Source organism: Nocardioides sp. Root122 (genome assembly GCF_001425025.1).
Classification (GTDB): Bacteria; Actinomycetota; Actinomycetes; order Propionibacteriales; family Nocardioidaceae; genus Nocardioides.
This window is the reverse complement of sequence record NZ_LMDE01000011.1, coordinates 85842-107260: the sequence shown is the minus strand read 5'-3', so window position 1 is coordinate 107260 and position 21419 is coordinate 85842. Positions and strand designations below refer to the sequence as shown.

The window sequence follows — 21419 nt, the reverse complement described above, 5'->3', positions numbered from 1 at the left end:
TGGTCGCTCAACGGGTCCTCCTGACGGTGATGACGTGGGCGGGTTCGTAGCCGGGGTCGAGCCGGACGTAGTTGTGCTGGCTCCAGCTCCAGTCCGCGTCGGTGATCTCGTCGTGCGCGACGAAGGAGTCGTGCCAGCCGAGGCCGAGCGCGGGCATGTCGAGGTGGACCATGGTCTCGCGCGTGCCGTGCGGGTCGAGGTTGATGATGCTGATCACGACGTCGTCCTCGTGGCGCTTGGAGAAGACCAGCACGTGGTCGTCGTCGCTCTCGTGGATGGTGACGTTGCGCAGCATCTGCAGCGCGGGGTGCTCGCGCCGGACCTGGTTGAGCCGGGTGATGTAGGGCGCCAGGGTGGTGCCCTCGGCGTCGTGCTTCTCCCAGTCGCGGATCCGGATCTGGAACTTCTCCGAGTCGAGGTACTCCTCCGACCCGGGCTTCACCGCGACGTGCTCGAACAGCTCGTAGCCGGCGTAGACGCCCCAGCTCGGCGATCCGGTGGCGGCGAGCGCGGCGCGCACCTTGAACGCCGCCGGGCCGCCGTACTGGAGGTAGGCGTGGAGGATGTCGGGGGTGTTGACGAAGAAGTTCGGCCGCATCAGGTGGTCGGACTCGCAGGAGAGCTCGCGGAGGTAGTCCTCGATCTCCCGCTTGTGCGTGCGCCACGTGAAGTAGGTGTAGCTCTGGTGGTAGCCGATCGCCCCGAGGCCGTGCATCATCGCGGGCTTGGTGAAGGCCTCCGACAGGAACAGGACGTCGGGGTCGGTACGACGCACCTCCGCGAGCAGCCACTCCCAGAAGGCCAACGGCTTGGTGTGGGGGTTGTCGACGCGGAAGATCCGCACGCCGTGCGACATCCACAGCTTCACGATCCGCAGCACCTCGCGGCAGATGCCCGCGGGGTCGTTGTCGAAGTTGATCGGGTAGATGTCCTGGTACTTCTTCGGCGGGTTCTCCGCGTAGGCGATGGTGCCGTCGGCGCGGGTGGTGAAGAACTGCGGGTGGGTGCTCACCCACGGATGGTCGGGCGCGGCCTGGAGCGCCAGGTCGAGGGCGACCTCGAGGCCGAGCTCACCGGCGCGGGCGACGAAGGCGTCGAAGTCCTCGAACGTGCCGAGCTCGGGGTGGATGGCGTCGTGGCCGCCGTCCTTGCTGCCGATCGCCCACGGTGAGCCGGTGTCGTCGGGGCCGGGGGTGAGCGTGTTGTTGGGGCCCTTGCGGTTGACCTCGCCGATCGGGTGGATGGGCGGCAGGTAGAGCACGTCGAAGCCCATGTCGGCCACCGCGTCGAGGCGCTCGGCGGCGGTGCGGAACGTGCCACTGGTGATCTTGCCGGTCTTCGGGTCCTTGACCGCGCCCTCCGAGCGGGGGAAGAACTCGTACCAGCTGCCGAAGAGCGCGCGCACGCGGTCGGCACGGAACCGGAACGGGCCGGTGACGGTCAGCAGGTCGCGCAACGGGTGCGCGAGCAGGACGGCGTCGAGCTCGGGGTCCTGCAGGGCGGCGAGCCGGGCGGCGACCGGTCGGGTGGTGTCGCCGGCGGCCTGGGCGGCTCCCGCGACGACGGCGGAGGCCCGCTGGTCGAGGGCGTCGTCGCCGGTGCCGGACGCGACCCGCTCGAGGAGCAGCCCGGCCTCGGTGAACATCAGCTCGACGTCGACGCCCGCGGGGATCTTGATGCCCGCGTCGTGCTGCCAGGTCGCGATCGGGTCGGACCAGCTCTGGATCTCGAAGGTCCACTCGCCCTCGGTGTCGGGCGTGACGTGGGCGACGTAGCGGTTGGGCTGGTCCCCGTAGGGCTGCATCCGCACGGGCGCGCGCCGCGTGCCCGTCGGGTCGGTGGCCACGACCTCTGCGCCGAGCTGGTCGTGTCCCTCGCGGAACACGCTCGCCCGCACAGGCATCGGCTCCCCGACCGTGGCCTTGGCCGCCAGTCGGCCGAGGTCGACGACGGGCGAGACATCCATCACGGGTATGCGTCCAACCATGCCCCCACACTTGCGAAGGTCAGGTGCCGGACGCAACCCGTGACGGACGTGGTCTCACCCGACGGGGTGCCCGCTCACCGACCGGTGACGACGATCCGCTGCACGCGGCTGCGCGCGGGGCGGAACGTCGTACGGTCGTCGGGGCGGAAGCGCACGCGCACCGTGTGGCGGCCGCGGAGCAGTCGCTTGGTCACCGAGACCCGTGCCCGGCCGGTGCTGCTGCGGACCGTGCGCCACTTCTCCCCGTCGACCACGACCACGAGTCGGCCCGCCTCCGGCACGGCGGCGTCGGAGGAGACGCGGACGAGGAGGCGAGGTGCGCCGTTCGCGGCGGTCTGGTGCTTGCGGCGGACCTTCAGCGCGACGGTCGGTCGCACCCGGGCCGCGCCCGGCGTCGTGGTGCCCGCGCTGCCCGTGCCGGTGCCCGTGCCGCCGGTCCCGGTGCCCGTGCCGCCTGTCCCGCCGTCCGTGGTCGGGTCGCCGGGCTGGTCGGGCAGGGTCGGCGCCGCACCGAAGACCTGCAGCTCCGCGGCGTGCACGATGGTGCCGCGGTCCGAGCCCGCCTTGCAGTCGGTGAGGACGCTGGCACTCGCGGTCTGCTGCCCGGCGTACGCCGACTGGCCGGTGCACTGGTTCTCGAGCGTCACCAGGCGCACGGCGGCCGCCTCCGTGTCGGGCACGTCGAACTCGCGCAGGTTGAGCGTCGGCGCCACCGGGCGGGGGAGCGCGCTCGGGAACGCGTCGGCGGGCGAGGTGTAGAACCGGGTCCACGTGGCGTCGGTGGTGTCGCACGCCGCGGTGCACGCCTCGAGCGCGAACTGGCGCAGCGCGGTGAAGCGCGAGCCGGAGTCCGGGTCGTCCTGCGCGAGCGGGACGTCCGTCGGCGAGGCCGGGGCCGGGGTGAGGTAGGCGCTCACCTGGACGCGCCTCACGGTGCTCACGTCGCCGGCGAGGTCGACCGACACCGACGGGTGCGACTCGTCGACCTGGGCCTCGGTCACGCCGCCCCACGTGGTGGCCTCGGTGCCGTCGATGAGTGCCTCGGCGTTGCGCGAGCCCTCCGTGGCGCCGATCACCGAGGCGCCAGCCGCTGAGCTCGCCAGATTGACCACGTCGCCGAGCGTCTCGGTGCGGGCCGCGCCGTCGTCGAGGACCGTCATCGTCCAGCGGGTGAAGCCGCGGTCGGGCGACACGGCCACCATGTCGTAGGTGCCGGGCGTGAAGCGCGCGCTGGCGCCCAGCCCGGTGTCCGGGTCGGTGTCGGCCACGGGCGTCACCCGGGCCTCGTAGTCGCCGACGTAGATCCTGGCCACGCCGTTGGTCGCGAAGGTGACGGTCGAGCTGTTCCCCGTCGGGGTCGCGAAGCTGGGCGTGGGCTCGTCGTCGTCGGCGTCCACGGTGTGGGCGTCGACACCCATGCCGCGGCGGGCGAAGGCGGCCCACATGACGTCCACGTCCTCGCCCCCGAACCGCATCCGGTCGGCGGCGAGCATCGCGTCGCGGGCGTCCAGCATCGACGTCGAGCCCTGCTGGAGCAGGAAGGCGTCGAACACGAGCTGCACCCAGCGCCGGTTTCCGGGGCAGGTGCCGGCCGGGCGCGGAGTCGTCGTGGCAGTGGCGTCCGCGCACGCCCGCTGCAGGGCGGCGTCGTCGTACGGGAACCGGTCGGCGTACTTCTCGACGAGGGCCTGGCGGACCTCCCACATCGTGCCGTTCCAGATCTCGCCGTCCGCGTGGACCTCCGGCCCGGTGGTGTCGAAGCCGTAGTCGGAGTAGTTGAGCGGGTTGTCGTCGATCGAGTAGTCGCGGATCGCGGTCTCGGTGTTGCCCGTGGCGTAGGCGCCGACGGCCCAGACGTTGCCGCCGTTGCTGTAGCCGTCGGCGAACTGGTACTCGCCGGCGACCAGGTCGCCCCACGACTCGCCCATCGCGCCGCCCTGCTCGGAGGTGATGCCCTCGTCGGGGCCACCGATCATGCGGTTGCTGATGGCGTGGGTGTACTCGTGGCCCACGATCCCCATGTCGAGGCCGCCGTCGGTGCACGGCGCGTAGAAGGCTCCGGCGATCGGCTCGAAGAGGTACTGGTTCGTGATGCCGGGGATGCCGTCCTGGAGCGCGATCTGGTTGGCGTTGTCCCGGCCGAGGAAGCTCGGGCTCCCGCCGGACACGGCGCCGGCCTGGGCGTTGCCGACCTCCGGGTCGCCGGCGGCACCGCCCCGGCCGCCGTTGTCGGACTGGAGGTTGTAGTTCTCCTCGGTGAAGCCGAGCGAGTAGGAGTAGTCGTGCATCCGGTTGTGCGCGACGAAGAGGTTGCCCACCGAGGCCTCGATGTCGTTGCCGCCCGGGACGAGCTCGGCCACGTCGCACCGGCTGTTGTTCCACGCGTCGGTGAACTCGCCCGTGTAGTGGCGCTCGGGGGAGGTCGGCGCCTGCAGGAGGCCACCCGGGGTCAGCGGGCTGGCCCACGCCTCGTGGGTGTTGGCGTTGTTGCCGACGGTGGTGAACGTCGGGAGCGCGCCGAGGGTGTCCCACGGGCCGAAGGCGGCGACGGTGCGCAGCTCCCCGGGCGGCGTCGTGCACTCCGCGTCGGCCGCGGCGCTGGTCAGCCGCCAGCAGCCCACCACCGAGTTGGTCGGCGTCCGGTCGGGGGAGTCGAGGGTGGGGTTGGCGGTGAAGTAGCGCCAGCGCGGGTTCGCGGTCAGGTCGTCCGTGCCGGGGGCGGCGCTGTCGCTGGTCGTGACAGCCAGGGCGTACTGGCCGACGACGACCGAGGCGGCGTCGAAGGGGCAGACCTGGGCGGAGTAGGTCCCGGCCGGGATCTCCGCGGCGGAGTACGTCGCCACCTCGGGGTTGGTCGCCAGGTCCCCGGTGACGAGCAGCTCGTCGCCCCGGTAGATCTTCACGGTGAAGTCGTCCACGGGGGCTCCGGTAGCGACCGCGGTGATGCTGCGGGTCAGGTCGTCCTCGAGCTCGAACGGGTGCTTCGGGCCGCACGCTGCCGCGGTGACCGCACCCGTGAAGACGTCGTTGTAGGCGAAGTTCTCCACGCGGTTGTGGCGGGCGAGCACCTCGCCGGTGACGGCGTCGACGAGCGAGGTGAAGCCCAGCGCGGCGGCGCCGGTGGCGTTGACGACGTTGGCCTCGAGGACCGGGCGGACCGAGCCGTCGGCCATCGGCAGCGCGCGCAGGCGCACCTGCTGCTCCTGGGCGAACCCGGGGACGGTGAGCCGGGTCCAGCCGTCGCGCACGGTCCGGGTGATGTCGGCGACCTGGTCCGCGGGCACGCCCACGGACAGGTCGGTCGCCGCCTCCAGCCAGCCCTGCAGGGGCGTCAGGGTCGCCGCGGGGACCGTGCCGGTCGTGCGGGCGAGCGAGGACGAGACGTAGGCGACCGTGCCATCGGCGACGCCGACGGTGACCAGGCCGCCGAGGGCCGGCGCCAGGCCGTCGAAGTCCTGGCGGAACAGCACAGCGCGGGCGTCGGACCCGACGAGCTCCTGGGCGCTGACCAGGACCAGGTCGTCGACGTCGGAGGCCGTCATGCCGAACAGGTCGGCGTGCGAGCGCAGCCACGACCGGGCGCCGGCCGCGGGCGCACCGGGCGCCGGACCGAGGCTGCCCGATGCCGGGAGGATCGAGGCCGGGGTGCCGAGGGGGTTCCAGCGCGCTGTGACCGCGCCCAGCGCGTCGACGGCGGCCTTCTGCGTCGCGGTCGGGGAGGCGGTGCCCCGGGTGTCGGTGTCGGACGGTCCCGCGACGGGATCGCCCAGCGTGCGGACGTCGGCAGGCGTGGGGCCCGGCGCGACGGTGTCGGGCTCGGCGGTCGCCGGTGCGGCGATCGTGGACAGGCTGGAGATCGCGAGGAGCGATGCGGCCGCGAGGGTGGTGCGGCCGAGGCGGGGGCGGGGCTGGCTCATGCGCCGACAACGCGGGAACCTACCGGCGGGTTATGCGGACCTCCCACGGCGTGTCGCACGGGATGCACCGCAGAACGGGTTGGATCGATCCAAGAAATGGCCTAGCGTGCTCGGTCGTGCGAGCTTTTCGTCGATTCACCGTCCGTCCTGTCCTGCCCGAGCCCCTGGGTGCGCTGTCCGTGCTGGCCGGCAACCTCCGCTGGTCGTGGCACCCGCCCACCCAGGACGTGTTCGCGTCCATCGATCCCCGGCTGTGGCGTGAGGTCGCAGGGGACCCGGTGCGGTTCCTGGGCGCCGTGGGTCGCGCGCGGCTCGACGAGCTCGTCGACGACGGCGACTTCCGCGCGCGTCTCGACGCCGCCCACGACGACCTCCAGCGCTACCTCTCCGAGGACCGGTGGTACGCCCGCAAGGCCGGCGAGGACGCGCCGCGCGCCATCGCCTACTTCTCGTCCGAGTTCGGCATCACCTCGGTGCTGCCCCAGTACTCCGGCGGCCTCGGCATCCTCGCCGGCGACCACCTGAAGGCGTCCTCCGACCTCGGCATCCCGCTGGTCGGCGTCGGCCTGTTCTACCGCCACGGCTACTTCAAGCAGGCGCTCGACCGCGACGGCTGGCAGCAGGAGAGCTACCCCGTGCTCGACCCGGACGAGCTGCCCCTGACCGTGCTCCGCGAGCCGGACGGCACCCGGGCGACGATCTCGATCGCGCTCCCCGACGGCCCCGACCTGGTGGCCCGGATCCTCGTCGCGCAGGTCGGCCGCGTGCCGCTGCTGCTGCTCGACACCGACATCGAGGAGAACAGCGCCCACTACCGCGACGTCACCGACCGGCTCTACGGCGGCAACTCCGAGCACCGGCTGCGCCAGGAGCTGCTCCTCGGCATCGGCGGCGTGCGCGCGCTCCGCGCGTGGTCGCGGATCACCGGCGCCCCGGCCCCCGAGGTCTTCCACGCCAACGAGGGCCACGCCGGCTTCCTCGGCGTCGAGCGGATCCGCGAGCTCACCGTGGGCGAGGACGGCCCGCACCTCGACTTCGACACCGCGCTCGAGGTCTCGCGCGCCGGCACGGTGTTCACGACCCACACCCCGGTCCCCGCAGGCATCGACCGGTTCCCGCGCGAGCTGGTCGAGCAGTACTTCAGCGGCAGCTCGCCGACGCCCGGCGTGCCGGTCGACCGGGTGCTCGCCCTGGGTGCCGAGGACTACGAGGGTGGCGACGCCGGCGTCTTCAACATGGCGGTGATGGGCTTCCGGCTCGCCCAGCGCGCCAACGGCGTCTCGCAGCTGCACGGCCACGTGTCGCGCGGCATGTTCAACGGTCTCTGGCCGGCGTTCGACGAGGCCGAGGTGCCGATCACCTCGATCACCAACGGCGTGCACGGCCCGACCTGGATCGCCCGCGAGGTCATCGAGCTCGCCGCGAGCCGCGGTGGCGACATCGACGGTGACGACACCGACGCGCTGTGGCCGCTGGTCGACCACATCAGCGACCGCGAGATCTGGGACCTCAAGCGCACCCTGCGCACCCGCTTCGTCGAGGACGCCCGCGACCGGATGCGTCGCTCGGCCTCGAAGCGCGGCTTCGCCCCGGCCGAGACGACCTGGGTCGACACGGCGCTCGACCCCGACGTGCTGACGATCGGCTTCGCGCGTCGCGTGCCGACGTACAAGCGGCTCACGCTGATGCTGCGCGACCCGGCCCGCCTGAAGAAGCTGCTGCTCGACCCGGAGCGCCCGATCCAGCTGGTCATCGCCGGCAAGGCGCACCCCGCCGACGAGACCGGCAAGCGGCTCATCCAGGAGATGGTCCGCTTCGCCGACGACCCGGAGATCCGGCACCGCATCGCGTTCCTGCCCAACTACGACATCGCGATGGCGCAGCCGCTCTACCCGGGCTGCGACGTCTGGCTGAACAACCCGCTGCGCCCCTACGAGGCGTGCGGCACCTCGGGCATGAAGGCGGCCCTCAACGGCGGCCTGAACCTCTCGATCCTCGACGGCTGGTGGGACGAGTGGTACGACGGCAACAACGGCTGGGCGATCCCGTCGGCCGACGGCATCGACGACACCGAGCGCCGCGACGACCTCGAGGCCAACGCGCTCTACGACCTGCTCGAGGGCGAGGTCGTGCCGCGCTTCTACGAGACCAACGACGAAGGCGTACCGCCGCGCTGGCTGGAGATGGTGCGCCACACGCTGAAGTCGCTCGGCCCCAAGGTGCTCGCCACCCGCCAGGTGCGCGACTACGTCCGCGAGCTCTACGCCCCGGCCGCGCACACCGCCCGCACCCTCAACTCCGACTACACCGGAGCCCGCACCCTCTCCGGCTGGAAGCAGGAGATCCGCGCCGCGTGGCCCGGCGTCCGTGTCGAGCATGTGGACTCCGAGGGCGTCGGCGACCAGCCCGAGGTCGGCGCGACGCTCGCCGTTCGCGCGTGGGTCGCGCTCGGCTCGCTGTCGCCGGACGACGTCGAGGTGCAGGTCGTGCACGGCAAGATCGGCTCCGACGACGTGCTGACCGCCACCTCGGTGACGCCGATGCTGGTGGGGGAGTCCTACGACGGCAACCGCCACCGCTTCGACGCGGCCGTGCTGCTCGACCACTCGGGCGCGTTCGGCTACACGGTCCGTGTCGTCCCGCGCAACGAGTCGCTCGCCTCGGTCGCCGAGCTGGGCCTGGTCACCGAGCCCGCCTGATCCGTCCACGTCAGCGATCCCCGGCTGGCTCAGGCGAGGGCCAGCGGGATCGACCGCCGGCACCCGCACGTGTCGCTGCACGGCAGGTAGGTGTGCGTGGCGTGCCCGCACCTCGGGCACGGCACGTCGTGCGTGAGCCGGCTGCTGGTCTTCTCGACGGTGTCCCACATGGCGTGTCTCCCTTCGGTGGTCGGGGGTGGTGGGTTCTGGTCCTGACAGCGTGCGCCTGCCCGGGTGCCTGGCGCATCCGGATATCTACGTAGATCGGCCCCGCGCCCGATCCCGCCCTCCGGCATGTCGAGGTTCGCGGGTCTGCTCCGACCCAGTGGCGCAAGGACACCCAAGACCGGAGGATCAGCCCCATGACCAACATCAAGCACTTCGACCACATCGGGGTCACCGTCTCCGACCTCGACCGGGCGACCGACTTCTTCGTGGGCCTCGGCCTCGAGGTGGAGGGGCGCGCGTTCGTGGAGGGCGAGTTCATCGACACCGTGTGTGGCATCCCCGACTCGCGGTGCGAGGTCGTCATGCTCTCCGCCCGGTGGGTGGCGGCACCGGCCTCGAGCTGGCGCGTTTCGTGCGGCCCGACCACACGCCGGGCTCTCCGGACGCGATGGCCAATGAGCTCGGCCTGCGCAACGTCTGCTTCGAGGTGGACGACGTCACCTCGGTGGTCGAGCGGCTCGCGGCCAACGGTTACGGGCTCGTCGGAGGAGTCGGCGACCACGAGGACACGTGGCGGATGGCCTACGTCCGGGGGCCGGACGGGATCGTCGTGTCGGTGACCCAGCGCCTCGGGTGACCCACGTGAGGACTGCGCAAGCACGATCAAGCCGTGACCGACGGGGATGGGCAGGGTGAGGACATGACGACAGTGGCGGACACCTTCGCGGAGTTCCTCGCCACCCTGGCCGACACCCTCGACCAGGGGAGCGAGGAGCGGGCGCGGCGGCTCCACCTCTCGCGCCACCACCTCGACCGTGTCGTGTCCGCGGCGGGCGGTGAGCCACCGGAGCGGATGCGCCGGCGGCTGCTGCTCGAGCGGGCGGCGTACGTGCTGGTCACCACCGACCGGCCGGTGCTCGACGTCGCGATCGAGGCGGGCTTCGGCTCGCACGAGGCGTTCACCCGCGCCTTCACCCGTGCCTATGGCACCGCGCCGAGCCGCTGGCGTCACGCACCGACCCGCACCCAGATCCGGGCCGCGAGCCAGGTGCACTTCCACCCACCGGGCAGCCTCCGGCTGCCCACCGCCCGAAAGGTGACCGCCATGGACCTGCTGACCCGGATGATCGAGCACCACCTCTGGCTGACGAGCGAGATGCTCGACCGCGCGACGCGGCTGAGCGACGAGCAGCTCGACGCCCCGATCGAGGTGCCGATCGGCACCATCGACGACGACATGACGATCCGGTCGGTGCTCGCCCGGCTCGTCGGCCAGCTGGCCCAGTGGAACGCCGCCGTGGAGCAACGTCGCTACGACTGGGACCAGGAGCGCGGGAAGTCGCTCAGCACGCTGCGCCGCGAGCTCGCCGACGAGGGGCCGACGTTCCTCACCCAGGTGCGTACGACGATCGAGGAGGGTCGCCTCGACGACACGTTCGTCGACGCCACCTGCGAGCCGCCCCGCGTCTTCTCCTACGGCGGCATGGTCGCGCACGTGCTCACCTTCGCCGCCGTACGACGCCTGGTGGTGCTCGGCGCCTTCGAGACGCTCGGCATCACCGACCTCGACGCCGGCGACCCCATGGAGTGGGTGGCGCAGCCGGCGTCCTAGCTAGCCAAGCACCAGCCAGAGGCCCACGAGCGTGGGCACGACGCCGAGGAGCAGCCAGGGGGACAGGATGCGGCGGCCGTGGATGGCGCGGCCCACCGCGACGGCCATGGCACCGAAGATGCCCGCCACGACCGCCAGGCCCACCTGGGAGCTGAGGGGGGAGTCGTCCAGCGTCGCCGCCGCGACGACGAGGCCGACCACGAGGTGCAGGATCGTCGTCACGGCGAGCGTCGACATCACCCAGCGCTGGACGCGGGCCAGGTCGCGCGCGTCGCCCTCGGGGTCGGCGACGACCACGCGCGGGGCGTCGAGGTCGAGCAGGTGGCCGCGGCCCTTCTCCTTGCGGCGGGCGGGAACGGTGTGCTGCGCCATGGCTCCTCAGATTCGTTGCTGTGACAACTGTTGTTAGGCTAACAAAGTGACCTCGACACCTGGAAATCCACAGGACGACCCGCTCTCGCTCGAGCGACAGGTCTGCTTCGCGCTCGCCGTCGCGTCCCGCACGGTCATCTCGGTCTACCGCCCGGTGCTCGAGCCGCTGGGCCTCACCCACCCGCAGTACCTCGTGATGCTGGCGCTGTGGGGCGACGAGCCGCTCTCGGTCACCGAGCTGAGCCGGATGCTCGAGCTCGACGCGGCCACGCTGTCGCGGCTGCTCAAGCGCCTCGAGACCGCCGGCCTGGTCCGCCGCGACCGCAACCCCGACGACGAGCGCAGCCTCGCCGTCGGGCTCACGCCGCAGGGACGCGAGCTGCGCCGGCGCGCGCTCCAGGTGCCCGCCACCGTCGTGGAGCGCCTCGACATGGACGTCGACGAGCTGATGTCCCTGCGCGACAGCCTCACCGAGGTGATCACGGCGGCAAAGGCCGCCACCGCCTGACCGTTGCAGGCGCCGCGGACACGCGCCGAAGCGAAGCGGAGGCGCAATCGACTACGTCTGGCGCAGCACCAGGACCGAGTGGGCCTGCAGCTCGAGCGAGCTGCCGGCGACCACCGGCGTGCCGAGCGCGATGTCGGCGTTGGTCGAGAGCACGACCTCGCCGTGGTGGACCCACTGGTTCGCCGGCAGGACCAGCTCCACGTCGTCGCCGCCGGCGTTGAGCCAGATCATGAACGACTGGTCGCGCACCTGCTCGCCGCGCGGTCCGGGGGAGCGCAGCGGCGCCCCGTTGAGGAACATCCCCACCGTGCGGCAGGAGTCGTCGTTCCAGTCGTCGGTCGACATCTCCCGGCCGTTGGGGTGCACCCACACGACGTCCTTGATGCCGCCCCGGATGGTCGGACGCCCCTCGAACCAGTGCCGCTGCCGCAGCACCGGGTGCTCGCGGCGCAGCCGCAGCGCGGTCTTGGTGATCTCGTAGACGTCGAGCCAGGCGTCGTCGGGTCGCCAGTCGATCCAGGACGTCTCGTTGTCCTGGCCGTAGGCGTTGTTGTTGCCCCGCTGGGTGCGGCCGCGCTCGTCGCCGGCGGTGAGCATGGGCACGCCGCTGGAGAAGCACAGCGTCGCCATCAGGTTGGCCGCCTGCCGACGGCGCACGGCGATGATCTCCGGGTCGTGGGTCTCGCCCTCGACGCCGCAGTTCCACGAGCGGTTGTTGTCGGTGCCGTCGCGGTTGTCCTCGCCGTTGTCCTCGTTGTGCTTGTCGTTGTAGGAGACGAGGTCGCGCAGCGTGAAGCCGTCGTGGGCGGTGATGAAGTTGACCGACGCATAGGGCGAGCGGCCGTCGTCGGCGTAGAGGTCGCTCGAGCCCGCGAGCCGGGTCGCGACCGTGCGCACGCCGTCGGACTGCCCGCGCCAGAAGTCGCGCATGGTGTCGCGGAACTGGTCGTTCCACTCGATCCAGGGCGGCGGGAACTCGCCGACCCGGTAGCCGTCCATCGAGGCGTCCCACGGCTCGGCGACGAGCTTCACGTGCCGCAGGATCGGGTCCTGGCCGATCGCGGTGATCAGGTGGCTGCCCATGTCGACGACCTGGTTGGTGCGCGTCAGCGCGCTCATGAGGTCGAAGCGGAAGCCGTCGACGTGCATCTCGCTCACCCAGTAGCGCAGCGAGTCCAGGATCATCCGCAGGCTCTGGGTGTGGGTGGCGTCGAGGGTGTTGCCGCAGCCGGTCACGTCCCAGTAGGTGTCGGGCATCGGCTCGTCGTCCGGGCCGATCGGCGGCGGTGGTACCGCCCGCTGGTAGTAGCCCAGGTCGTCGAGGCCGCGGAAGCTCAGCGTCGGACCGAGCGGGCCGGCCTCGGCGGTGTGGTTGTAGACCACGTCGAGGATGACCTCGAGCCCGGCGGCGTGGAAGTCCTTGACCATCTGCTTGAACTCGGTGACCTGCTGGCCCCGGTCGCCGGCGTGCGCGTAGGCGTTGTGCGGCGCGAAGAAGCTGATGGAGTTGTAGCCCCAGTAGTTCACCAGCCCGCGCTCGGCCAGCGCCGGCTCGGAGAGGAACTGCTGCACCGGCAGCAGCTCGACGGCCGTGATGCCGAGGTCCTTGAGGTAGTCGATCACCGCGGGCGTGGCCAGGCCGGCATAGGTGCCGCGCAGCTCCTCGGGGACCCGGTCGTGCAGCTGGGTCATGCCCTTGACGTGCAGCTCGTAGATGACGGTGTCGCGCCAGCGGCGGCGCGGCGAGGTGTCGGCGCCCCACTGGAAGTGGTCGTGGACGACCACGCTGCGGGGCACGTACGGCGCCGAGTCGAGGTCGCTGATCGTGTCGGGATCGCCCACGGTGTAGCCGAAGATCGCGTCGTCGACGACGAGGTCGCCCGAGACCGCCTTGCCATAGGGATCGAGCAGCAGCTTGGCCGCGTTGAACCGCAGCCCGGCCTCGGGGGCCCACGGTCCGTGCGCGCGGTAGCCGTAGCAGGTGCCGGGCGGGACGCCGGGGATCGCGCCGTGCCACACGCCGAGCGAGTGCTCGGTGAGCAGGTGGCGCGTCTCGGTGCCGTCGTCGTCGAAGAGGCAGACCCACACCCGCTGCGCCGCTGGCGCGTAGACCGCGAAGTTCGTCGCCTCGTGCGACCAGGTCGCGCCGAGGGGGTAGTGGCGACCGGGCCAGACCGTCATGGTCTCGCCGTCGTGGTTCCACACGATGGTGTCGGGGGGCGGTGTCACGCGGGTCATTGTGGTCGAGACCGGCGCGCACGGCACAATGCGGCATCGCGATCGCGTAACACCACCCACAGCACGGGTCCGAGCCGGTCCCGTCCAGCGATGAGGAGCAGCCCATGGAGTTCGTCTCGATCGACGTGACCGACGGAGTCGCCGTCGTGCGGCTCGACCGCCCGAAGATGAACGCCATCAGCGTCCAGGTGCAGTCCGACCTCCGCGAGGCCGCTGCCGAGCTCACCGAGCGCGACGACGTGCGCGCCGTCGTGCTGTGGGGCGGCGAGCGGGTCTTCGCCGCGGGCAACGACGTCAAGGAGATGGCCGACCTCTCCTACGCCGACATGGTGAAGGTCTCCACCTCGGTCAGCACCGCCACCACCGCCATCGCCCGGATCCCCAAGCCCGTGGTCGCCGCGGTCAACGGGTACGCCCTGGGCGGCGGCTGCGAGCTGGCCCTGTCGGCGGACCTGCGCTTCGCCGCGCAGGATGCGGTCTTCGGGCAGCCCGAGGTCCTCCTCGGGATCATCCCGGGCGCCGGCGGCACCCAGCGCCTCACGCGGCTCGTCGGCACCGCGAAGGCCAAGGACATCATCTTCACCGGCCGGTTCGTCAAGGCCGACGAGGCGCTGCGCATCGGCCTCGTGGACCGCGTCGTCCCTGCCGAGAAGGTCCTCGAGGAGTCGGTGGCCTACGCCGCGCAGTTCAGCGGCGCCGCCGCCCTGGCGCTCCGTGCGGCCAAGGAGTGCATCGACCGGGGGAGCGAGGTCGACCTCGACACCGGCCTGGAGATCGAGCGACAGCAGTTCGCCGCCGTGTTCGCGACCGAGGACCGTACCCGCGGGATGACCTCGTTCGTTGAGAACGGACCGGGCAAGGCGACGTTCGTCGGGCGCTGACACCGGGTACGCTCCGGCAGCCCGCCGAGCGACCGCACGTCGCCGTGACGACCTGAAGGAGACCGACCAGTGGACAAGCTCCGCGCAACCCTGGCCCAGATCGTGTGGATCGTCAGCGCCCTCTCGGCACTGCTGCTCGCCATGGGCGCCCTGCTGATCGCGCTCGAGGCGAACAGGGCCAACGACGCGGTGCACTTCATCCTGCGCGCCGCCGACTTCGTCGACCTCGACGTCTTCTCCCGCAGCGACGGGATCAAGCAGTTCCGCGGCGAGGGCGCCGACACCAAGAACGCGCTCTTCAACTGGGGCCTCGGCGCGATCGCGTGGCTCGTCGTCGGACGCCTGGTGAGCAAGCTCATCAAGGCCTGAGCCGGGCGCTCGGCGCCCACTCGGTGAACATGCGTACCGCATCGTGGGACGACCTGTACCTCAGTGTGTAACTAGGTGTCACAGTTCGGGGGCGACCACCGCCCGAGGGAGGGACGGTGGTGCTGACCCTGATGTACTGACTCGTTGTTCCTTGGGAGGAATACGCATGCACCTGAAGTCCAGCCTCGCCGCACTCGGCATCGCCTCGATCGTCGCCACCGGCCTCGGCGCCGTTCCATCGGTCGCGGCGTCCGGCAACCTCGTCTTCATCTGTGGCACCGTCATCGGTGACAAGGAGTTCATCACCACCGCCGACACCGACCTGCCCGCCACCCTCGCCACGGGTGCCTCGGCCCCGGTCAACGTGACCGCGAAGGTGACCATCCCCGACGACGTCCGCAACGCGGTCTACACGTTCTTCGGAGCGCGCAAGGTCGCGGGCACAGCCAAGATCCAGGCCACGCAGAACGGCGCCGCGCTGCCCGACATCGCCGCCACCGTGGCGAGCGCCGACCTGCCCGCCTCGGGCCCGGTCACCGTCACCGCGACGGGCGCGGGGCCGACGTTCACGCCGACCGCCGCCGGCACCTACGTCCTCAAGGCCGCCAGCTACACCGCGTCCCTGGTCTTCACGAAGGAGGACGGCTCCGCTGCCTACACCGCGGACGTGAGCTGCACGCCGAAGCCGACCACCCCGGCGCAGGACCTCACCGTCGACACCGTCACCGTGGCTGACGCCACGACGCCCACTACCCCGGGCACCCCGGCGGTCCAGGCGACCACCACGACGGTGAGCGGGAAGTACGCCAAGAAGCAGTCCAGGATCGTCGCCAAGGTCAAGGTCGGCTCGGCCGACAACGCCGCGACCGGCAAGGCGAAGGTCAAGGTCACCCGCGGCAAGAAGAAGGTCGCGAACGTCCGGGTCGAGGTGAAGGCCGGCAAGGCCAAGGTCGTCGTCGCCAAGGTCACCAAGCCGGGCGCCTACACGATCACCGTCTCCTACGCCGGTGACGCGACGCACGCTGCGTCGAAGGGCAGGACCAAGGTCAAGGTCGGCTGATCCGGCACCCCCTGCCCGTGACCTACGATCCGGGCAGGGGGTTCCACATGTCTCGAGCTCGATCGTCCGTGCGCCGGCAGGCGGCCTTCTCGGCCGCCGCCGGCGCCCTGGCGCTGGCGGCCGCGGCGTGCCCGGGCCGGCCGGCGTCGGCCGCCGTGCCGTCCACCACCACGGTGGCGCTCAGCGCGGTCCAGTCGGCCTACGGCCAGCCCGTCACCGCGTCGGCCGCGGTGACCACCGCCGCCGGGCCCGGCGAGGGCGACGTCGTGTTCTCCGTCGACGGGGTCGCCTTCAAGGCCGGCCTCGGCGCGGACGGCACGGCCAGCATCGTGCTGCCCCGGGCGGGCGCCGGCGCCCACGCCGTGCAGGCGACGTACCTGCCTCGCGACCCGCTGCTCCAGGACGGCAGCACGTCCTCCAGCGCCGGCTGGCAGGTCGCCCAGGTGCGCACCCGGCTGCAGGTCGACGTGACGGGCCGCCGCCTCCGCGCGCCGATGGTCGTCCACGTGCGTGCCGCGGGGGAGTACGGCACCACCGCCTCGGGCGACGTGCGCATCGTCGTACGCCGCTGGGGCAGGAAGGTGCGCGTCGCCGGCGGCGCCCTGGAGAGTGGCGCCCTCACGAGCCCGGTCCGGCTGGCGACGGGACCCTCGCGCCGTGGCGGCTACCGCGTGGCGGTCACCTACCGCGGCGATGCCCAGCACCTGCCGGCGACGCGGACCGTGCACTTCCGCATCGGCCCGCGCCGCTGACCACGTCCCGGCCGGGCCCGGATCGCGCCTGCGCGCGACCGTGACAGTGTCACTGTGAGCGACCCCACCCGCACCGCCATTCCGTGGCGGGGTGCCTCGCTTGTAGCCTCACCAGCACATCCGAGTCCACAGGAGGGGCCGCAAGGCCACACCACCATGAACATTGTTGTCTGTGTGAAGTACGTGCCGGACGCCACGGCCGACCGCAAGTTCGAGGACGACTTCACCGTCGACCGCGTCGGGGTCGACGGGTTGTTGTCCGAGCTGGACGAGTACGCCGTCGAGCAGGCCCTGCAGTTCCGTGAGAAGCGCGAGGGCGAGGAGATCACCGTCACCGCCCTGACGGTGGGCCCGGAGAAGGCCGTCGACGCGGTGCGCAAGGCGCTGCAGATGGGTGCCGACTCCGGCGTCCACGTTGTCGATGACGCCATCGCCGGCTCTGACTACCTCGGCACCTCGCTGGTGCTCGCCAAGGCCGTCGAGAAGATCAAGGCCGACGCCGGCGCGGACCTGGTGGTCTGCGGCATGGCATCCACCGACGCCTCGGGATCGGTCGTGCCGGCGATGCTGGCCGAGCGCCTCGGGATGCCGCAGGTGACGCTGGCCTCGGTGATCGAGTCGCAGGGCGACCAGGTCCGGATCAAGCGCGACAACGAGGGCTCGACCGAGGTCATCGGTGCGACGCTGCCGATCGTGCTGAGCGTGACCGACCAGTCGGGCGAGGCCCGCTACCCGTCGTTCAAGGGCATCATGGCCGCGAAGAAGAAGCCGCTCGACACCTGGTCGCTGTCCGACCTGGGTCTCGACGCCGAGCAGGTCGGCCTGTCGGTGGCCTACACGCAGGTGGAGGACACCACCGCGCGGCCGCCGCGCACCGCCGGCGAGATCGTCACCGACGAGGACGGCTCGGGCGCCACTGCGCTGGTCGACTTCCTCGCCTCCAAGAAGTTCATCTGAGGAGCTGCTGGACATGTCTGAGGTTCTTGTTGTCATCGACCACGCCGAGGGCGAGGTCAAGAAGCCGACCTTCGAGCTGCTCACGATCGCGCGCCGCCTCGGCGAGCCGTCGGCCGTGTTCTTCGGCTCCCCCGAGCAGGGCGACGCCGTGGCCGAGAAGGTGAAGAAGTACGGCGCCGCGAAGGTCTACGTCGTCGACGACGCCCAGATCAAGGGCTACCTCGTCGCACCCAAGGCCGAGGCGCTCGAGCAGCTGGTGAAGCAGCTGGCCGAGAAGGCTGGTGGGAATGGCCCCGCCGCGATCCTGCTGCCCTCGACGTTCGAGAACAAGGAGGTCGCCGGTCGCCTGGCGATCAAGCTGGGCTCGGGCCTGATCACCGACGCCGTCGACGTGCAGGAGGGCGGCGTGACCACCCAGAGCGTCTTCGCCGGCAACTACACGGTGCAGGCCAAGGTCACCACCGGCACGCCGATCATCACCGTGAAGCCCAACTCGGCCGCCCCCGAGGAGGCCGAGGGCGCCGGCGCCGTCGAGGCGTTCGCTGCGACCGTGTCGGACGCTGCGAAGACCGCGCAGATCGTGGCCACCCAGCCGCGCCAGTCCACCGGTCGCCCGGAGCTGACCGAGGCTGCCATCGTGGTCTCCGGCGGTCGTGGCACCGGCGGCAACTTCGAGCCGGTCGAGGGCTTCGCCGACAGCCTCGGTGCCGCCGTGGGTGCCTCGCGCGCCGCGGTCGACTCGGGCTGGATGCCGCACGCCTTCCAGGTCGGCCAGACCGGCAAGACGGTCTCGCCGCAGCTCTACGTCGCCAACGGCATCTCCGGTGCGATCCAGCACCGCGCCGGCATGCAGACCTCCAAGACGATCGTCGCGGTCAACAAGGACCCCGAGGCCCCGATCTTCGAGCTGGTCGACTTCGGCGTGGTGGGTGACCTGCACTCGGTGCTGCCCGCCGCCACGGAGAAGGTCAAGGAGCGCAAGGGCTGATCCGCCCGCACCACCGCGTACGACGGCCCGGCAGGTCTCCTGCCGGGCCGTCGCGCGTCCGGGGTCAGGACCGGCTGCGCCAGGTCGTCCACTCCGAGCCCCGCTGCACGACCTGGACGGTGTAGCCCGCCCACCTGCTGTAGATGTCGAAGCGGTAGGGCAGGTCGTAGGCGGCCGAGCGCGCGGCGACGCAGGTGGGCGCGAACGTGGGGAGGTTCGTCCGGGAGAGCCGTTCCCAGCCGGTCGGTGAGGAGTGCTGCAGGACGGTCGGCCAGCCGCGGCGGCGCCCGGCGGCGGTCAGGAGCACGGCGCCGCCGGGACCGTCGGGCACGACGACGTCGCACGCGCCCCGCACGCCGATAGGGAGGGTCACGACTCCGCGCTCCGGCGAGATGACCGAGGTGCTGCTCGGTCCGGGGACGGCGACGTAGGTGCCGTCGGGGGAGATGCCGGGCACGTGGCGGCCCATGCGCAGCGCCTGCCACGTCACGGTGTCGGACGTGGTCAGGACCACGGAACGCCTGCCGCAGCGCACGGTGACAGCCACGACCGCCAACGGCTCCGCGATCCAGTTGTCGCCCCACCGGCACGTCCTGCCGCCCGGGTCGTAGGCCACCGTCGAGGGGCCCCACGTCTGCGTTGCCGGGTCGTACGCCTGCGCCCTGATCGGCTGGCCCCGACCGGCTCCGAGCGCGAGGAGCGGGAAGCCTCTCGCCTCGACGAAGTCGGTGGGCAGCCGGCGCCCGCCGGCGCGGTCGAGCCCGGGTGCGGAGGAAGGGGCGATCGCGGTGACGCCCCACGGCGAGGCTGCGTCGGCACGCGAGATGACGGTGACCTGGGCGGGGTCGGAGAAGTCACCGAACAGCGTCGTGTCGGAGTCGACGTTGGCGAGGTCGCTGTCCGAGCACCCTGTGTCGAACGCGACGACCTGCCGGGAGGGCGCGGCGTCGCCGGTGCGGGTCAGTGCGACCAGGTGGCATCCGCGGCGGAAGGAGCCGTAGAGGTAGGACACCTGGCCGGTGTCCGCGATCGTGGTCGTCGCGGTGTACTCCTGGCCTGGCGTCATCAGGGCGTGCCGGCTGAATCCCGCCGGACCGAAGGTGACGTAGCCGTCGGACTCCGGCCACACCGCCCGGCTGCCGTCGGGTGAGATGCCGGGCTCCTCATAGGCCTCGCCCTCCAGCCGGTACGACGTCCATGTGCGGGTGTCGGCCGACCAGAGCGCCCGCGAGGAGGTCGGCGCCTGGTCCTCGGACCAGCCGTAGCGGTCGCACTCGGCGATGAGGGCGACGGCGCCCCTGGCGGTCCGCGCGTCGACGTCGCCGCAGAGGAGGTTCTTCTTCCTGAGCACCACGGCCCGCGCGCCCCAGGCCGAGGTCGCGGCGTCGTAGCGCCGGGACCACACGGCCCCGTGGTCCTCGGCGGCCCAGAGGCGGAGCAGGTCGCCAGCGGCGAGGGTGAGCTCCACGCCACCGGGGATCTCGTGGGGCAGCGACGCCGTCGGCGGCGCTGCTGCGCCCGTCCCGGCGTCAGCCGTCGAGCCGGACAGGACCGCCGCTGCCGTCGCCAGTGCGACGACCACCCCCGTGATGCGAGACATGCGCCTCACCCTAGGTCCGCTCGACCTACGCTGGTCGCCATGAGCAGCGAGGAAGCAGTCCGCGAGGTCGCCGGTCGCGCCCGCACCGCGAGCCACGTGCTCGCCACGGCGACCCGGGCGACGAAGGACGCCGCGCTGCACGCGATGGCCGACGCGCTGCTCGCCTCGAGGAGCGAGATCCTCGCCGCCAACTCCGAGGACGTCGCGCGGGCCGAGTCCGGCGGCACCCCGGCCAACATCGTCGACCGGCTCCGGCTCGACGAGGACCGCCTCGCCGCGATGGCGCAGGGACTGCGCGACGTCGCGGGTCTGCCGGACCCGGTGGGGGAGGTGCTGCGCGGCAGCACGCTGGCCAACGGGCTCGAGCTGCGCCAGGTGCGCGTGCCGTTCGGGGTGGTCGGCATGATCTACGAGGCGCGGCCCAACGTCACCGCCGATGCGGCCGGCATCTGCCTCAAGGCGGGCAACGCGGTCCTGCTGCGCGGCTCCTCCAGCGCCCGGTCGAGCAATGCCGCGATCGTGGCGGCGATGCGCGGCGCGCTCGCCGGCACCGGCCTGCCGGAGGACGTCGTACAGCTCGTGCCGGGCGACACCCACGACAGCGTCAAGGCGCTGATGCGGGCCCGCGGCCTCGTCGACGTGCTGATCCCGCGCGGCGGTGCCGGGCTGATCCGCAGCGTCGTGGAGGAGTCGACGGTGCCCGTGATCGAGACAGGGGTGGGCAACTGCCACGTCTACGTCGACGCCTCGGCCGACCTCGAGCAGGCGCTGGCGATCGTGCTCAACGCCAAGACGCAGCGCACCAGCGTCTGCAACGCGGCGGAGTCGCTACTCGTGCACGAGGACGTCGCCGACGAGTTCCTGCCGACGGTCATCGAGGCACTCCAGGCGGCGGGCGTGACGATCCACGGCGACCCCGCGTTCGCCGAGTACGACGACGTGGTGACGGCGACCGAGGAGGACCACGGCGCGGAGTTCCTGGCGCTGGAGATCTCTGCTGCGGTGGTCCCCGACGTCGAGGGGGCGATCGCGCACATCCGCCGCTTCTCGTCCGGTCACACCGAGGCGATCGTGGCACGCGACCAGGGCACCATCCGTCGCTTCGTCGCCGCGGTCGACTCCGCTGCCGTCGTCGTCAACGCCTCGACGCGCTTCACCGACGGCGGCGAGTTCGGCTTTGGGGCCGAGATCGGGATCTCCACCCAGAAGTTGCACGCGCGCGGCCCGATGGGGCTGCCGGAGATGACGTCGAGCAAGTACGTCGTGGTCGGCGACGGCCACGTGCGCTGACCCCCGGGCGCAGGCGATAGG

Annotated in this window: 17 protein-coding genes; 11 read left to right on the top strand and 6 right to left on the bottom strand. The window is 71.8% G+C overall.

The features are described from left to right. Positions 1-7 precede the first annotated feature (7 nt). Both ASC64_RS13280 and ASC64_RS13275 read right to left on the bottom strand, forming a co-directional pair. Positions 8-1987, bottom strand: a complete 1980-nt coding sequence (locus ASC64_RS13280; protein ID WP_056908025.1) for an alpha-1,4-glucan--maltose-1-phosphate maltosyltransferase — start codon at positions 1985-1987, stop codon at positions 8-10. Positions 1988-2061: 74 nt separating this feature from the next. Continuing rightward, positions 2062-5904 (bottom strand): M36 family metallopeptidase, encoded by a 3843-nt coding sequence (locus tag ASC64_RS13275; RefSeq protein ID WP_156385189.1) that lies wholly within the window; start codon positions 5902-5904, stop codon positions 2062-2064. A 116-nt stretch (positions 5905-6020) separates the two neighbouring features. Here ASC64_RS13275 and glgP point away from each other — a divergent pair, with 116 nt between their 5' ends. Further along, positions 6021-8603 carry an alpha-glucan family phosphorylase gene (gene glgP / locus ASC64_RS13270; RefSeq protein WP_056908024.1) on the top strand — a complete coding sequence of 861 codons (2583 nt, stop codon included), beginning with the start codon at positions 6021-6023 and terminating at the stop codon, positions 8601-8603. Between the two features lie 29 nt (positions 8604-8632). Here glgP and ASC64_RS22520 read toward each other — a convergent pair whose 3' ends face one another. Further along, complete coding sequence (locus tag ASC64_RS22520) at positions 8633-8773, bottom strand: hypothetical protein (RefSeq protein ID WP_200937749.1); 141 nt, start codon at positions 8771-8773, stop codon at positions 8633-8635. 374 nt (positions 8774-9147) lie between these two features. On the opposite strand from ASC64_RS22520, the gene ASC64_RS22810 reads away from it, so the two are divergent. Both ASC64_RS22810 and ASC64_RS13260 read left to right on the top strand, forming a co-directional pair. Then, on the top strand, positions 9148-9408 hold the full coding sequence (locus ASC64_RS22810; protein WP_235563746.1) for a VOC family protein: 261 nt from the start codon (positions 9148-9150) through the stop codon (positions 9406-9408). A gap of 63 nt (positions 9409-9471) precedes the next feature. Further along, the gene (locus tag ASC64_RS13260; RefSeq protein WP_235563744.1) at positions 9472-10383 is read left to right on the top strand and encodes a helix-turn-helix transcriptional regulator; all 912 of its coding nucleotides are present in this window, start codon (positions 9472-9474) and stop codon (positions 10381-10383) included. Here ASC64_RS13260 and ASC64_RS13255 read toward each other — a convergent pair whose 3' ends face one another. Beyond that, complete coding sequence (locus ASC64_RS13255) at positions 10384-10755, bottom strand: hypothetical protein (protein ID WP_056908022.1); 372 nt, start codon at positions 10753-10755, stop codon at positions 10384-10386. It abuts the gene before it with no gap. 46 nt (positions 10756-10801) lie between these two features. On the opposite strand from ASC64_RS13255, the gene ASC64_RS13250 reads away from it, so the two are divergent. Further along, positions 10802-11263, top strand: a complete 462-nt coding sequence (locus ASC64_RS13250) for a MarR family winged helix-turn-helix transcriptional regulator (protein ID WP_056908021.1) — start codon at positions 10802-10804, stop codon at positions 11261-11263. Between the two features lie 51 nt (positions 11264-11314). Here the strand turns inward: ASC64_RS13250 and glgX are convergent, their stop codons facing one another. Further along, entirely contained in the window at positions 11315-13501 is a 2187-nt protein-coding gene (gene glgX, locus ASC64_RS13245) for a glycogen debranching protein GlgX (protein WP_082550463.1), read from the bottom strand. 104 nt (positions 13502-13605) lie between these two features. On the opposite strand from glgX, the gene ASC64_RS13240 reads away from it, so the two are divergent. From ASC64_RS13240 to ASC64_RS13215, 6 genes are all read left to right on the top strand, one after another. Further along, positions 13606-14382, top strand: coding sequence for an enoyl-CoA hydratase/isomerase family protein (locus ASC64_RS13240; protein ID WP_056908020.1), 777 nt, complete (start codon positions 13606-13608; stop codon positions 14380-14382). 69 nt (positions 14383-14451) lie between these two features. Continuing rightward, positions 14452-14751 carry a hypothetical protein gene (locus ASC64_RS13235; protein WP_056908019.1) on the top strand — a complete coding sequence of 100 codons (300 nt, stop codon included), beginning with the start codon at positions 14452-14454 and terminating at the stop codon, positions 14749-14751. 166 nt (positions 14752-14917) lie between these two features. Then, a complete protein-coding gene (locus ASC64_RS13230) occupies positions 14918-15811 on the top strand; it encodes a DUF6801 domain-containing protein (RefSeq protein WP_056908018.1) in 894 nt (297 codons plus the stop codon). 47 nt (positions 15812-15858) lie between these two features. Next, positions 15859-16563 carry an Ig-like domain repeat protein gene (locus ASC64_RS13225; RefSeq protein WP_156385188.1) on the top strand — a complete coding sequence of 235 codons (705 nt, stop codon included), beginning with the start codon at positions 15859-15861 and terminating at the stop codon, positions 16561-16563. 174 nt (positions 16564-16737) lie between these two features. After that, on the top strand, positions 16738-17520 hold the full coding sequence (locus ASC64_RS13220) for an electron transfer flavoprotein subunit beta/FixA family protein (protein WP_235563740.1): 783 nt from the start codon (positions 16738-16740) through the stop codon (positions 17518-17520). 13 nt (positions 17521-17533) lie between these two features. Beyond that, complete coding sequence (locus tag ASC64_RS13215; protein WP_056908015.1) at positions 17534-18508, top strand: electron transfer flavoprotein subunit alpha/FixB family protein; 975 nt, start codon at positions 17534-17536, stop codon at positions 18506-18508. A gap of 64 nt (positions 18509-18572) precedes the next feature. Here ASC64_RS13215 and ASC64_RS13210 read toward each other — a convergent pair whose 3' ends face one another. Next, positions 18573-20108, bottom strand: coding sequence for a hypothetical protein (locus ASC64_RS13210; protein WP_056908014.1), 1536 nt, complete (start codon positions 20106-20108; stop codon positions 18573-18575). Between the two features lie 39 nt (positions 20109-20147). Here ASC64_RS13210 and ASC64_RS13205 point away from each other — a divergent pair, with 39 nt between their 5' ends. After that, positions 20148-21398, top strand: a complete 1251-nt coding sequence (locus tag ASC64_RS13205) for a glutamate-5-semialdehyde dehydrogenase (RefSeq protein WP_056908013.1) — start codon at positions 20148-20150, stop codon at positions 21396-21398. The last annotated feature ends 21 nt before the right edge of the window (positions 21399-21419 follow it).